This is a genomic window from Bradyrhizobium macuxiense, assembly GCF_007993935.1.
GTDB classification, from domain to species: Bacteria; Pseudomonadota; Alphaproteobacteria; order Rhizobiales; family Xanthobacteraceae; genus Bradyrhizobium; species Bradyrhizobium macuxiense_A.
In genome coordinates this window covers 118,824-132,182 of record NZ_VITY01000001.1, presented here as the reverse complement: position 1 = coordinate 132,182, position 13,359 = coordinate 118,824, and the positions used below count along the sequence as shown (strand labels likewise).

At 64.9% G+C, this 13,359-nt stretch carries 12 protein-coding genes and 1 pseudogene; 12 read left to right on the top strand and 1 reads right to left on the bottom strand.

The window, feature by feature from the left end:
- Positions 1-57: 57 nt before the first annotated feature.
- Positions 58-387: an iron-sulfur cluster insertion protein ErpA gene (gene erpA / locus FBZ93_RS00620; protein WP_016846874.1), complete on the bottom strand. Its 330-nt coding sequence runs from the start codon at positions 385-387 to the stop codon at positions 58-60.
- Positions 388-524: 137 nt separating this feature from the next.
- Between erpA and FBZ93_RS00615 the strand changes: the two genes are divergently transcribed.
- From FBZ93_RS00615 to surE, 12 genes and pseudogenes are all read left to right on the top strand, one after another.
- Positions 525-1,733, top strand: coding sequence for a deoxyguanosinetriphosphate triphosphohydrolase (locus tag FBZ93_RS00615; protein ID WP_146984066.1), 1,209 nt, complete (start codon positions 525-527; stop codon positions 1,731-1,733).
- A 9-nt stretch (positions 1,734-1,742) separates the two neighbouring features.
- Positions 1,743-3,539, top strand: coding sequence for an arginine--tRNA ligase (gene argS, locus FBZ93_RS00610; protein WP_146984064.1), 1,797 nt, complete (start codon positions 1,743-1,745; stop codon positions 3,537-3,539).
- Positions 3,540-3,657: 118 nt separating this feature from the next.
- Positions 3,658-5,130, top strand: a complete 1,473-nt coding sequence (locus FBZ93_RS00605; RefSeq protein WP_146984062.1) for an SPOR domain-containing protein — start codon at positions 3,658-3,660, stop codon at positions 5,128-5,130.
- A gap of 46 nt (positions 5,131-5,176) precedes the next feature.
- Positions 5,177-6,199, top strand: coding sequence for a beta-N-acetylhexosaminidase (gene nagZ, locus FBZ93_RS00600; protein WP_146984061.1), 1,023 nt, complete (start codon positions 5,177-5,179; stop codon positions 6,197-6,199).
- The gene (locus tag FBZ93_RS00595) at positions 6,196-7,017 is read left to right on the top strand and encodes a segregation and condensation protein A (protein WP_050420355.1); all 822 of its coding nucleotides are present in this window, start codon (positions 6,196-6,198) and stop codon (positions 7,015-7,017) included. The genes nagZ and FBZ93_RS00595 overlap by 4 nt, the downstream gene beginning before the upstream one ends.
- A gap of 22 nt (positions 7,018-7,039) precedes the next feature.
- Positions 7,040-7,930, top strand: a pseudogene (gene scpB / locus FBZ93_RS00590) (SMC-Scp complex subunit ScpB); the annotation flags it as partial.
- 177 nt (positions 7,931-8,107) lie between these two features.
- Positions 8,108-8,341, top strand: a complete 234-nt coding sequence (locus FBZ93_RS00585) for a twin-arginine translocase TatA/TatE family subunit (protein WP_146984058.1) — start codon at positions 8,108-8,110, stop codon at positions 8,339-8,341.
- Positions 8,342-8,501: 160 nt separating this feature from the next.
- Complete coding sequence (tatB, locus tag FBZ93_RS00580; protein ID WP_146984056.1) at positions 8,502-9,023, top strand: Sec-independent protein translocase protein TatB; 522 nt, start codon at positions 8,502-8,504, stop codon at positions 9,021-9,023.
- Positions 9,020-9,826: a twin-arginine translocase subunit TatC gene (gene tatC / locus FBZ93_RS00575; protein WP_146984055.1), complete on the top strand. Its 807-nt coding sequence runs from the start codon at positions 9,020-9,022 to the stop codon at positions 9,824-9,826. The genes tatB and tatC overlap by 4 nt, the downstream gene beginning before the upstream one ends.
- A gap of 202 nt (positions 9,827-10,028) precedes the next feature.
- Positions 10,029-11,360 (top strand): serine--tRNA ligase, encoded by a 1,332-nt coding sequence (gene serS / locus FBZ93_RS00570; RefSeq protein WP_146984053.1) that lies wholly within the window; start codon positions 10,029-10,031, stop codon positions 11,358-11,360.
- A 16-nt stretch (positions 11,361-11,376) separates the two neighbouring features.
- Positions 11,377-12,510: a hypothetical protein gene (locus tag FBZ93_RS00565; protein WP_146984051.1), complete on the top strand. Its 1,134-nt coding sequence runs from the start codon at positions 11,377-11,379 to the stop codon at positions 12,508-12,510.
- Between the two features lie 79 nt (positions 12,511-12,589).
- Complete coding sequence (gene surE / locus FBZ93_RS00560; protein ID WP_146984049.1) at positions 12,590-13,357, top strand: 5'/3'-nucleotidase SurE; 768 nt, start codon at positions 12,590-12,592, stop codon at positions 13,355-13,357.
- Positions 13,358-13,359: the final 2 nt, after the last annotated feature.

Genomic DNA, 13,359 nt, shown 5'->3' with positions numbered 1-13,359 from the left:
CATCTCCGGCGAACCGGATACCGGTTCGCATCGGGGAGATGCGTCAGTGCAAGAGCGTTAGATCGAGAAGCTGGTGCCGCAGCCGCAGGAGGCAGTGGCGTTCGGATTGACGACGCGGAACGAGGCGCCGATCAGGTCGTCGACGAAGTCCACTTCCGAGCCCGCCAGGAACGGGACCGAGGCGGGATCGATCAGCACTACCGCGCTGTCGCGCTCGATCACGAGGTCGTCATCGGCCTGGGTGCGCTCGACGTCGAATTTGTACTGGAAACCGGAGCAGCCGCCGCCCTCGACGGAAATGCGCAGCTTGGCGCCTTCGCCTTCCTTGCTGAGGATCTGCCCGATACGGCGGGCGGCCCGTTCGCTGACGGTGATGGCAGCAGTCATATCGGTCTCCGAACCCTATTCTGGGCATGGTCGGATCGGATCATGCCCGGCGTCATGCCCAATTCATTTGGTCAGCCGCCTCAGTCATAGTTAAGTGCGTCGGACCATGGAATCAAATGGATAAGGACTAAAATACTGTGTCGGTCGGAATGGCTGCCCCCCGCGCGCCTTATGCCTGCGACCCCGACCGCAGCCGCGGCCGGCTTGTCGCGGAGCCGCCGAGCCGGACCCGCAGCCCGTTCCGGCGCGACTGTGACCGGGTGATCCATTCCACCGCGTTCCGCCGCCTGAAGCACAAGACCCAGGTCTTCGTCTTCCATGAGGGCGATCACTACCGCACCCGGCTGACCCATTCGCTGGAGGTGGCGCAGATCGCCCGCGCGCTGGCCCGCCAGCTCGGGGTCGATGAGGATCTGACCGAGACGCTGGCGCTTGCGCACGACCTCGGCCATCCGCCGTTCGGGCATGCCGGGGAGCGGGCGCTCGACGATTGCCTCAAGGCCGATGGCGGCTTCGACCACAATGCGCAGGCGCTGCGGGTCGTCACCTCGCTGGAGCACCGCTATCCCGAATTCGGCGGCCTGAACCTGACCTGGGAATCGCTCGAGGGGATCGTCAAGCACAACGGCCCGCTGACCGAACGCAGCGGCGCGCCGGCCGGCCGCTATCTGCAAGGCGGCCTTCCGGTCGGGATCGCCGACTACAACAAGACCTACGACCTCGAGCTCTGGAGCTACGCCTCGCTCGAGGCACAGATCGCGGCCTTCGCCGACGACATCGCCTATGACGCGCACGACATCGACGACGGCCTGCGCGCCGGCCTGTTCGCGGTTGACGACCTCAAGGAGATGCCGCTGACAGCAGAGATCATCGCCGAGATCGACCGCCATTATCCGGGGCTCGACGAGGTCCGGCGCGGCGCCGAGCTGGTGCGTGAGCTGATCTCGCATTTCATCAGCGCTGTCTTCAACGAGGCGACCCGGCGCCTCGCCGTCGCGCAGCCGCAATCGGCCCAGGACGTGCGCCGCCACAATGCGCCGCTCATCGCATTTCCGCCCGAGGTCGCGGAGCAGGAGGCGGCGATCAAGGCGTTCCTGTTCCGGCGGATGTATCGCCACCAGCGGGTGATGATCGTGATGCGGGAGGCCGAGCAGGTGGTGCGCAACCTGTTTGAGCGCTACCGGCAATCGCCGGGCGACCTGCCGGCGGAATGGATCGAGGGCAGCGTGCAGGAGACCGCCAGCGCGCGGAACAGGCGGATCGGCAATTTCATTGCCGGAATGACCGACCGCTTCGCCCTGATCGAACACCAAAGGCTTTTTGACTCGACCCCGGATTTGCGTTAGCGCCCTGCCATGGCCGACACCACTGCTTCACAACACCTTTTTGCCGACATGCTGACGCGCGTGCACGCGATCTGTGCCGCGGTCGGAGCCGAGGACAATTGGCCCGCGGGCATCGACCTGTCCCGCGTCGTGGTCGAGCCGCCGCGTGATGCCAGCCATGGCGATATGGCGACCAATGCCGCGATGGTGCTCGCCAAGGACGCCAAGGCCAAGCCGCGCGAGCTCGCCGACAAGATCGCCGAGCGGCTGCGCGCCGACGCGCTGGTGGCTTCGGTCGATGTCGCAGGTCCCGGCTTCATCAACCTGACCTTGAAGCCGCAGGTCTGGGCGGACGCGCTGCGCGCCGTGCTGGCCGCCGGCTCTGCATACGGACGCAGCGACATCGGCAAGGCCGAGAAGGTCAACGTCGAATACGTCTCGGCCAACCCGACCGGTCCGATGCATGTCGGCCATTGCCGCGGCGCGGTGTTCGGCGACGCGCTGTGCAGCCTGCTGCAATTCGCGGGCTTCGACGTCTGCCGCGAATATTACATCAACGATGCCGGTGCCCAGGTCGACGTGCTCGCGCGCTCGGCGTTCCTGCGTTACCGCGAGGCGTTGGGGCAGGACATCGGCGCGATCCCGGAAGGGCTCTATCCGGGCGACTATCTCGTGCCGGTCGGAGAAGTGCTCGCCAAGGAATACGGCGAGAAGCTGCTCGACATGTCGGAAGGCGCGTGGCTGCCGATCGTGCGCGACAAGGCGATCGCCATGATGATGGAGATGATCAAGGGCGATCTCGCCGCGCTCAACATCCATCACGACGTGTTCTTCTCCGAGCGTTCGCTGATCGCGTCCGGCAATAACAAGGTCGCCGAGACCATCGATTTCCTGCGCGCCAAGGGCGACATCTACGAAGGACGTTTGCCGCCGCCGAAGGGCAAGCCGGTCGAGGATTACGAGGACCGTGAGCAGTCGCTGTTCCGCGCCACTGCGTATGGCGACGACGTCGATCGGCCGCTGATCAAGTCGGACGGCTCGTACACTTATTTCGCATCCGACATCGCCAACCACCGCAACAAGTTCGAGCGGGGCTTCACCAACCTGATCGACGTGTTCGGCGCCGACCACGGCGGCTACATCAAGCGCATGCAGGCGGCCGTGAAGGCGGTGACCGCGGGCAAGGCCGTGCTCGACGTCAAGATCGTGCAGCTCGTGAAGCTGCTGCGCGACGGTGAGCCTGTGAAGATGTCGAAGCGCTCGGGCGAATTCGTCACGCTGCGCGAAGTCGTCGACGAGGTCGGCTCCGACGCCGTGCGCTTCATGATGCTGTTCCGCAAGAACGATGCGGTGCTCGATTTCGACCTCGCCAAGGTGATCGAGCAGTCCAAGGACAACGCGGTCTTCTACGTCCAATACGGCCACGCCCGCGGCCATTCGATCTTCCGCAACGCGCGGGAGGAGGCGGTTCCCGATCTGCCGGAGACCGACGAGGCCCGGCTGGCCTATCTGCGGAACGCCGCGGTCGAGCGGTTGACCGACCCGGCCGAGCTCGACCTGCTCAAGCGGCTTGCGCTTTATCCCCGGATGATCGAGGCCGCGGCGGTGGCACATGAGCCGCACCGAATCGCTTTTTATCTATATGATTTGGCCAGTGAATTTCATGCGCTTTGGACCAAGGGGCGCGATTTGCCCTATTTACGCTTCATTATCAATAATGATGCAGAAATCACGAGGGCGCGACTGGCAATGGTTCAGGGCGTCGTCTCGGTTCTGGCATCGGGCTTAGCTGTTCTAGGCGTCCACGCTCCAACCGAGATGCGGTAGGCAGGGGCATTAGGCCCTCACGAGTGGGGATTTGTGAGGGCATCTGGCAGGGGCCAACTCGTTCGGACCGGCTGTGCCGGCGATCTTGGCGCTGTCCCGAAGGGGATGCATCATCACAATGGCTGATCGATATCAGGACCGAAATTTTTCCGCCGACACGGCCTCCAAGGCCGAGAGCGATCCGCTTGCTGAACTGGCCCGCCTGATCGGCCAGACGGATCCATTCGGCTCCGCCAACAAGCCGCCGCCGCGTCCGCTGCAGTCGCGCGCCAATGCGCGGCCGCAACAGTATGAGCCGCAGGCGGAAGAGGACGAGGCGCCGCCGGCGGGCCCGCCGCCCTGGATGCAGCGCGCGCGGCAGGAAGCGGCCGCGCCGCCGCCCGTGCAGCACACCGAATACGAAGAGCCGGAACAGGACTATCAGCCGAAGCCGGTGCATCCGTTGCACCGTTATGCGGCCCAGCAGGCGCAGCCGCCTGCGCCCGCGCCGGTCGCGGCCTATCGGCCGGTCGAGGCCCCCCGGCAGCCTGAGGCCTTCGATGAGGAGCCGCATTATCAGGCCGGCGATCAGGCGCAGGATCCGTCGCGCTATGACGACGCGCTCTATGGCCAGCTAGAAGCCGGCGAGCAGGACCTGCAGCGCGATCCGTCCTATCCGGACGATCCTTACGCCTATGAGGCCTACGAGGAAGAACCCGAGCCGCGCAAGCGGAGCAGTGGCCTGATGACGGTTGCCGCGGTCGTGGTGCTTGCGGTGGTCGGTACCGGTGGTGCGCTCGCCTATCGCAACTATGTCGGCTCGCCGCGAACCGGTGAGCCTCCGATCATCAAGGCTGACAACACGCCGACCAAGGTGATTCCGGCCCAGGCCGATGCACCGGCCAAGACGCCGGATCGCATGGCGACGGGTGACGGCACCGAAAAGATCGTCTCGCGTGAAGAGACCCCGGTCGACGTCAATTCGAAGACCGCCGGACCGCGCGTCGTGTTTCCACCGCTGAACGCCAATGCCAACCCGCCGCCGGCCGCCAGCGTGCAGACCGCGCAGCCCGCGCCGGCGCCGCTCACCGCCAACGGGACCCTGCCGAACAACGAGCCGCGCAAGATCCGTACCCTCTCGGTCAAGGGTGGCGACACACCTGATGGTGCGCAGGCGACGGCGGCCGTGCCGGCCAAGCCCGCCGCGGCGAAGCCGCCGGTGTCGCGCGGCAATCCGTCGGCAGCCAATGCCAGCGTGAACTCACCAATGTCGCTGGTTCCCGGACAAGCTGACGCGGCGGCAGCTCCGGCTGCGCCCCCGACCCGGGTGGCGTCGACCTCGACCGCTTCGGTTGGCGGCGGCGGATACCTGGTTCAGGTGTCGTCGCAGAAGAACGAGGCGGACGCGCAGGCGTCGTACCGGACGCTACAGGGTAAGTATCGCAACGTGCTCGGTTCGCAGCCTTTGGTGGTGAAACGCGTCGATCTCGGCGAGAAGGGCGTCTACTACCGCGCCTTCGCCGGCCCGTTCGCGTCGTCGGAAGAGGCGAACCAGCTGTGCCGGAGCCTGATGTCGGCCGGTGGGCCGCAGTGCCTCATCCAAAGAAATTAAAGGCCGTTTCCTTGACCCGCGAGCTGCATACGGCCTAATCGGCCGAATGACGAACCGCGCATTCATCACGGGCATATCCGGGCTGACCCTCAACGACGCTGAACGCGAATTCATTCGCGCCGAGCGACCATGGGGCTTCATCCTGTTCAAGCGCAACATCGAGAGTCCGGCCCAAGTCGCGGCTCTTGTTGGGGAACTCAAGTCGGCGGCCGGCATGGCCGATGCGCCGGTCCTGATCGACCAGGAGGGCGGCCGGGTGCAGCGGCTTGGTCCGCCGCGTTGGCCGGTCTATCCGCCCGGCGCGAGCTTTGGCGCGCTCTACGACATCGACCCGAAGCTCGGCCTGGCCGCGGCCCGGCTCAGCTCACGGCTGATTGCGGCCGATCTGATCGACCTCGGCATATCAGTCGATTGCCTGCCCTTGGCCGACGTTCCCGTGGCCGGAGCGGATGCTGTCATCGGCAACCGGGCTTATGGAACCGAACCTGACAAGATCGCGGCGATCGCGCGTGCGGTCACGAAGGGGCTGGAACAGGGCGGCGTGCTGCCGGTTCTCAAACATATTCCCGGCCATGGACGGGCGACGGCGGACAGCCATTTCCGCCTGCCGACGGTCGATACCGCCAAGGCCGAGCTGGAACGGACCGATTTTGCCGCGTTCCAGCCACTGGCGGACCTGCCGATGGCGATGACTGCACATGTTGTGTTTAGCGCGCTGGACCCCGTCCATCCGGCGACGACTTCTGCGACAATCATCGAACAGGTGATTCGCGGCCTGATCGGGTTTCAGGGTTTGTTGATGAGTGATGACGTGTCGATGAATGCGCTGGCCGGATCAATTGCCGAGCGGACCCGCGCCATCGTCAGCGCCGGTTGCGACATGATTCTGCACTGCAACGGCAATATCGACGAAATGCGCGAGGTCGCGCGGGAGACGCCGGAACTGACCGGCAAGGCGCTTGAGCGCGCCAAGGCTGCGCTCGCCGCACGGAAGCAGCCTGAGCCGCTGGACCGGCAAGCGGCACGGGCTGAACTGGATGCGTTGTTGGATCGGGTAGGGACGGCATGACCGCTGAAATTCTATCGTTTGATACCGGGCGGCCGGCCGACCTCGCCGAGGGCGAACCGGCGCTGGTGGTCGACGTCGAGGGCTATGAAGGCCCGCTCGACCTGCTGTTGACGCTGGCGCGGCAGCAGAAGGTCGACCTGTCGAAGATCTCGATCCTTGCGCTCGCCGACCAATATCTCTCGTTCATCGAGGCGGCCCGCAAGATCCGTCTCGAACTCGCCGCCGACTATCTGGTGATGGCAGCCTGGCTCGCCTTCCTGAAGTCGCGGCTCCTGCTGCCCGAACCGCCGAGCGCGGAGGGGCCGAGCGCCGAGGAAATGGCGACCGCGCTTGCCAACCGGCTGCGCCGTCTGGAGGCGATCCGCGAGGCGGCGAACCGGCTGATGAACCGGCCGCAGTTCCAGCGCGATATCTTTCCGCGCGGCAATCCGGAATCGATTGCCGAGATCAAGCACCCGAAATTCACCGCGACCTTGTACGATCTGCTGTCGGCCTATGCCACGCAGCGCCAGTCGCGCGTGCTGACCACGGTTCATCTGCAGAAGCGCACCGTCTGGTCGCTCGCCGAAGCGCGCGCCTCGCTGGAGCGGCTGGTCGGCATTGCCGAGGACTGGAGCTGCCTCGACGAGTACCTGATGAACTACGTCGCCGATCCGACCCAGAAGGCGACGGTGTTCGCATCGAGCTTCGCCGCGGCCCTCGAATTGGTTCGCGAAGGCGAGATGGAAATCAACCAGAAGCAGGCGTTCGCGCCGATCTATTTCCGAAAGCGTCAGGCACAGGCCGCAATGGCCGCGCCGGACCTGTCGGTTGAGTAAGTGGAAGAAGGAGAGCAAGCCCATGGCAAGCTTGGCGGAAGTGCGCAGAGACGAGCCCGAGGAGGAGGTTTCTCCTATGGATCATCCGGTAGCGCGTCCTGAGGAATTGCGGCTCCTGGAAGCCCTGTTGTTCGCATCGGCCGAGCCGATCGATCAGGCAACGCTCGCCAAGCGGATGCCCGACGGCGTCGACATCAAGCAGGCGCTCGCGCAGTTGCAGGCGGAATATGCGCCGCGTGGCGTCAACCTGGTGAAGGTCGCGAACAAGTGGACGTTCCGCACCGCCGGCGATCTGTCGTGGCTGATGACGCGCGAGAGCACCGAGACGCGGAAGCTGTCGCGTGCCGCGATCGAGGTGCTGGCGATCGTCGCTTATCACCAGCCGGTGACCCGCGCCGAGATCGAAGAGATTCGCGGCGTGGTGACGTCGAAGGGAACGATCGACGTGCTGCTTGAGACCGGCTGGATCCGCCCGCGCGGCCGCCGCAAGACGCCGGGCCGCCCGCTGACCTTCGGAACCACCGACGGCTTCCTGTCGCAGTTCAGCCTGGAAGCGCTCGGCGATCTGCCGGGGCTCGAGGAACTGAAGGGCACGGGTCTGCTCGACTCGCGTCTGCCGACCGGCTTCTCCGTTCCGTCGCCATCTGACGATGCGACGCTTCGCGAGGATGAGGAGCCGCTCGAGCCCGGCGATACGCTGGAACTGCTGCTCGCGCCGGCCGTCGAGCCGGAGGCCGAGGAACCGAAGGCTGAGACTGAAACCGAAACCGAGGCCGCTGCCGAGGTTGAAGCGACAGCCGAGGCCGAAGCCGAGGTGGTCGGTGAGGTGGAGGCAGGCGAACCTGACGCGGCCGAGCCCGACGCCCACGAACCCGACGCCGACGAGCCGGACGAACGCGCCGACGACGCGGACGATCACGACGGCGCCGAGAAGGGCGAATAGGGCGGAATATTCCCGGTTAAGCCTAGCAATATTACGTAGCCGCGACAGCGATTTGCCGCGGCAGAGGTCCTTGTTTTTGACACCCCGCGGGCCTAACTTCCGGCCATGTTCAGGCCGGTCCGCCGGCCATTTCTGGAGGGTTGCAGGATGGGTTCGCTTAGCATTTGGCACTGGATCGTTGTGATCGCAGTGGTCCTGCTGCTGTTCGGTCGCGGCAAGATTTCGGACCTGATGGGTGACGTCGCCCAGGGCATCAAGGCCTTCAAGAAGGGCATGCAGGACGACGACAAGGTCGCGGACAAGACCGAGCCCACCAAGTCGATCGATCACAATTCGGCGCCGTCGGCCGCGCGCCAAGACGTCGGCAGCAAGGCCGTCTAACGCGCTTGTACTGACGTATATTTCGACGTTTTTCTTCGCGCGAAACGGTGACGCCGTCGCACAGACGCGCTATGGACGCCGATTGAGAAAAGGCGCCGGCAGCCCCACATCCTGTTGGGAGCGATGGGGCCGATGGCGGCGCGCTTAGGCGGAACAATTCATGTTCGATATCGGGTGGAGTGAACTGGTCGTCATCGCGGTCGTCGCGCTGATCGCCATCGGCCCGAAAGAACTTCCGGGCGTGCTGCGCATGGTCGGGCAATGGATGGGCAAGGCCCGGAAGATGGCCGCCGAATTCCAGGGCCAGTTCCAGGAAGCCATGCGCGAGGCCGAGATGGCCGACCTCAAGAAGAGCTTCGACGAGGTCAGGGAAGCCGCAACCGGCATCACCAGCGGCAACATCATGACCTCGCTGCAGAAGGACGTCACCGACGCCCTGCAGATCGACAAGCCGGTCGATGCGCAGGTCGCCTCGGCGATCGACGCACCGGTGACGTCAAGCGACGCACCGGTGACGCCCACGACACCTGCCGAGCCAACGCCGGAAACCTTCGTCGAGGCCGAGGCGCATGCAGCCACAGGCGAGCCGCTCGCGATCACCAATGAGGTGAAGCCCGAGCCGGCACCGCAAGACGTCACGCCGGCACAGCCGGACGTGCTCAAGGACGCGAGGGCGTCATGAGCGCTGAAGACATCGAGGCCAGCAAGGCCCCCTTGATGGATCACCTGATCGAGCTGCGCTCGCGCCTGATCAAGGCGCTGCTCGGCTTCGGCGTGGCCTTCATCATCTGCTTCTTCTTCGCCAAGCAGATCTACAACATCCTGGTCTGGCCGTATGTCTGGGTGGCCGGGGCGGCGAACTCGAAGTTCATCTACACCGCGCTGCTGGAGTATTTCGTCACCCAGCTCAAGCTTGCGCTGTTCGGCGCCGGCTTCATTTCGTTTCCGATCGTCGCGACCCAGATCTACAAGTTCGTCGCGCCCGGCCTCTACCGGCATGAGCGCAATGCGTTCCTGCCGTATTTGATCGCGACCCCGGTGTTCTTTGTGCTCGGCGCGATGCTGGTCTATTTCGTCGTTTTTCCGATGATCACGCGCTTTTCGCTCAGCATGCAGCAGGCCGGCGGCTCCGAGACCGCGCAGATCGAATTGCTGCCCAAGGTCGGCGAATATCTGTCGCTGATGATGTCGCTGATCTTCGCGTTCGGCATCGCCTTCCAGCTGCCGGTGATCCTGACCTTGCTCGGCCGCATCGGCATCGTCACCTCGAAGATGCTGAAGGAGAAGCGGCGCTACTTCATCGTGATCGCCTTCATCATCGCCGCGGTGCTGACGCCGCCCGACGTGCTGAGCCAGGCCTCGCTCGCGATCCCGCTGCTCGCGCTCTATGAGGGCGCCATCATCGCGGTGCGCATGGTGGAGAAAAAGGCCGCTGCCACGAACGCCTCGTCCGGGGCGCCATCGGCGACCAATCCGGCCGAATAGGGTGATTTCGCCTCACACTCGGCGTCATGCCCCGCGAAAGCGGGGTATCCCGTACGCCGCGGCTTCTCGGTGACACGCTGACGCCTCTGGAATACTGGATCGCCCGCCTTCGCGGGCGATGCCAGTTGTGCTAGTTGAGGCACGCCGCAAAACGTTGACATACAACGTTATCTGCCTGAGCGACGTTAGGACCCCGACTGCCATGCACGACATCAAAGCGATCCGCGACAACCCGACTGCCTTCGACGCCGGCCTGAAGCGCCGCGGACTTGAGGCGCTGTCGCCGTCGCTGCTGGCGATCGACGAGAAGCGGCGTGCAGCGATCCTGGCGTCCGAGCAGGCCCAGGCGCGGCGCAATGCGGCCTCCAAGGAGATCGGTGACGCCAAGAAGGCAAAGGACGAGGCGCGCGCGGCCAAGCTAATGGCCGAAGTCGCCGAGCTCAAGACCACGATGCCGGAGCTCGAGCTGGCCGCGAAGTCGGCCGATGAAGAGCTGACGAAGCAGCTGTCGTCGATTCCCAATCTGCCGCTCGACGAAGTGCCCGACGGTGTCGACGAGCACGGCAACGTGCAGCACCATGTGTTCGGCAAGAAGCGCGACTACGGTTTTGAACCGAAGCTGCATGACGATCTCGGCACTGCGCTCGGCTATATGGATTTCGAGGCGGCGGCGAAACTGTCCGGCGCACGCTTCGTCGTGCTGAAGAAGGGGTTGGCGCGGCTCGAGCGTGCGATCGGGCAGTTCATGCTCGACCTGCACACTGGCGAGCACGGCTACACCGAGATCAACCCGCCGCTGCTGGTGCGCGACGCCGTGATGTTCGGCACCGGCCAGTTGCCGAAATTCGAGGACGACCAGTTCTGGGCGATCAAGGGTGAATTGCTCTCGGCCCCGAATGCCGATCTGCGCAGCGAACGCCTCGGCCTCATTCCGACCGCGGAAGTCTCGCTGACCAACCTCGCGCGCGAATCCATCCTCGATGAAAAAGAGCTGCCGATGCGGCTCACCGCACTGACGCCGTGCTTCCGCGCCGAAGCAGGCGCGGCGGGACGCGACACGCGCGGCATGATCCGGCAGCACCAATTCACCAAGGTTGAGCTGGTGTCGATCACGACGCCTGAAGCCAGCAAGGATGAGCTCGAGCGCATGCTGTCCTGCGCCGAGCAGGTGCTGCAGAAGCTCGATTTGCATTATCGGGTGATGACGCTGTGCGCCGGCGACATGGGCTTCTCCGCGCAGAAGACCTACGACATCGAGGTGTGGATGCCGGGGCAGGGTGATGGCGGCGCCTATCGCGAAATCTCGAGCTGCTCGGTGTGCGGCGACTTCCAGGCCCGCCGCATGGATGCGCGCTACCGCGGCCCCGACGGCAAGCCGCGCTTCGTGCATACGCTGAACGGCTCCGGCACGGCGGTCGGCCGCGCCTTGATTGCGGTGATGGAGACCTACCAGCAGCAGGATGGCTCGATCGCGGTGCCCGATGTGCTGCAGCCCTATATGGGCGGGCTCAAGGTCATCGAGCACGGCATGTAAGGCGAGGGCCAGTGCGATGCCGCTGCACCGTGACATCCACTGGCTTGGCAAGCAATGGGCCGTCACCGGCCATGGTCTGCAACTGATCAACCAGAAGCAGATGGGTTACTACGACATCGAGGCCGCGCGCTTGTGGGAAGCCCGCGTGGTCGAGGTGCAGTCGAAGGCGTGGATCGACCGGCCTGATTTCGACAAGGCGCTGGAGATCGCGCGCGGCAAGTTCGCGCAATTGGCGCCGGCCGATCTGTCGCCGCCGGCGCCGATCGCGGCACCGCCACCTCCGGTCCGGGCGACGCCACCGGCCGCGCCGCGCGCGCCGCTTGACGCAGCCTCGGTGCCCTCGATCGAGGAACTGCTGGCGAGGCTGAAATCAAAATCGGTGACGCCGTCGCCGGCGGCGGATGTGCCCGCACCGCAGCCGCCCAGACCCGAATTGCCCAAGCTTGAGACGCCGAAGCTTGAGTTGCGTAAGGTCGAACCTGTCAGGCCAGAGCTCCCCAAATCGGAGCAAAAGCCCGAGCTTCGCGAAACAGCGCCGGTTGTTCCTGCGGAGCCGAAGCCCGAATACCGGAAGGTCGAACCCCCGAAGGCAGAGCCTGCCAAGCCTGCATCGCTCAAGCTCGATCCTCTCCCGTCTGCACCCGGCAAAAGCGAAGCCGGCGCGGCCGAATTGCTCAAACCGGAGCTTCCGAAACCGCCCGAGCTTCGCCAATCCGCGCCGATCACGTCCGAGCCGTCCAGGTCCGAGGTGCGCAGGGGCGAACCTCCCAAAGCTGAACCTGCCAAGGAAACTGCCAAGGAAACTGCCAAGGAAACTGCCAAAGCTGAACCTTCCAAGGCCGAACCTGCCAGCGCCGAACCTGTCAAGGCTGAACCTGCACAACGGGAGGCTCCCAAGCCTGAACCTCGGAAGCCTGAGCCCGTCAGATCAGAAGCTCTCAAGTCCCAAGCCCCCGACGAAGTCCGCCAGGCCGAGCCGGCCAAAAAACTCGAAGTGCCGCCGCTGGTGCCCGTCGTCAAAGTCGTGCGGAGGCCGGCCTGGCCGGTCTTCGTCCGCAAGATCGCCGGCAGCGGCAAATTTCTGCAGCCGTGGCGCGTGACATCAGCGCGTTGGCGTGGGCCGTCGTCGGGTTTGCCTCCAAGGGCCTAGCCGGTTAAGACGGCAATCAACTGAAGAAACCGCGGCTTTAGAAACCCGCGTCGAATCGGAACCAAGGGCACTTTGACGGATGCGAATTCTCTGCACCAATGATGACGGCATCCACGCTCCCGGCCTGCAGGTCGTCGAGCAGATCGCACGCGCCTTGTCCGACGATGTCTGGATCGTTGCCCCCGAACTCGACCAGTCCGGTGTCTCGCATTCGCTGTCGCTCAACGATCCGCTGCGTCTGCGCGAAGTCAGCCCACGCCATTTCGCGGTCCGCGGCACGCCGACCGATTGCGTCATCATGGGCGCGCGCCACATCCTCGGCGACAAGCTGCCCGATCTCGTGCTGAGCGGCGTCAACAAGGGCCGCAACGTCGCCGAGGACGTGGTCTATTCCGGTACCATCGCCGGCGCGCTGGAAGGCACTATCCTGGGTTTTCCGTCATTCGCGCTGTCGCAGGAATTCTCGATCGAGACGCGCAACGCGCCGCTGTGGGACACCGCGCTGAAGTTCGGGCCCGACATCATCCGCAAGGTGATCGACGCAGGCGTGCCGAGAAACACCGTGATCAACGTCAACTTCCCCTCCTGCATGCCCGATGACGTCAAGGGCATCCGCATCACGCGGCAGGGCAAGCGCAATCAGGGTTTTCTGAAGATCGATCGCCGTCACGACGGCCGCGGCAATCCGTATTTCTGGATCGGCTTCGAGCGCGCGGCGATGATGGATGCGCCGGCCGAAGGCACCGATCTCGCCGCGCTTGCCGCGCGCTACGTCTCGGTGACCCCGTTGCGGCTCGATCGCACCGATGAGGTGTTTTCGGAGACGCTGGTCGAAACGCTGAAGTGATC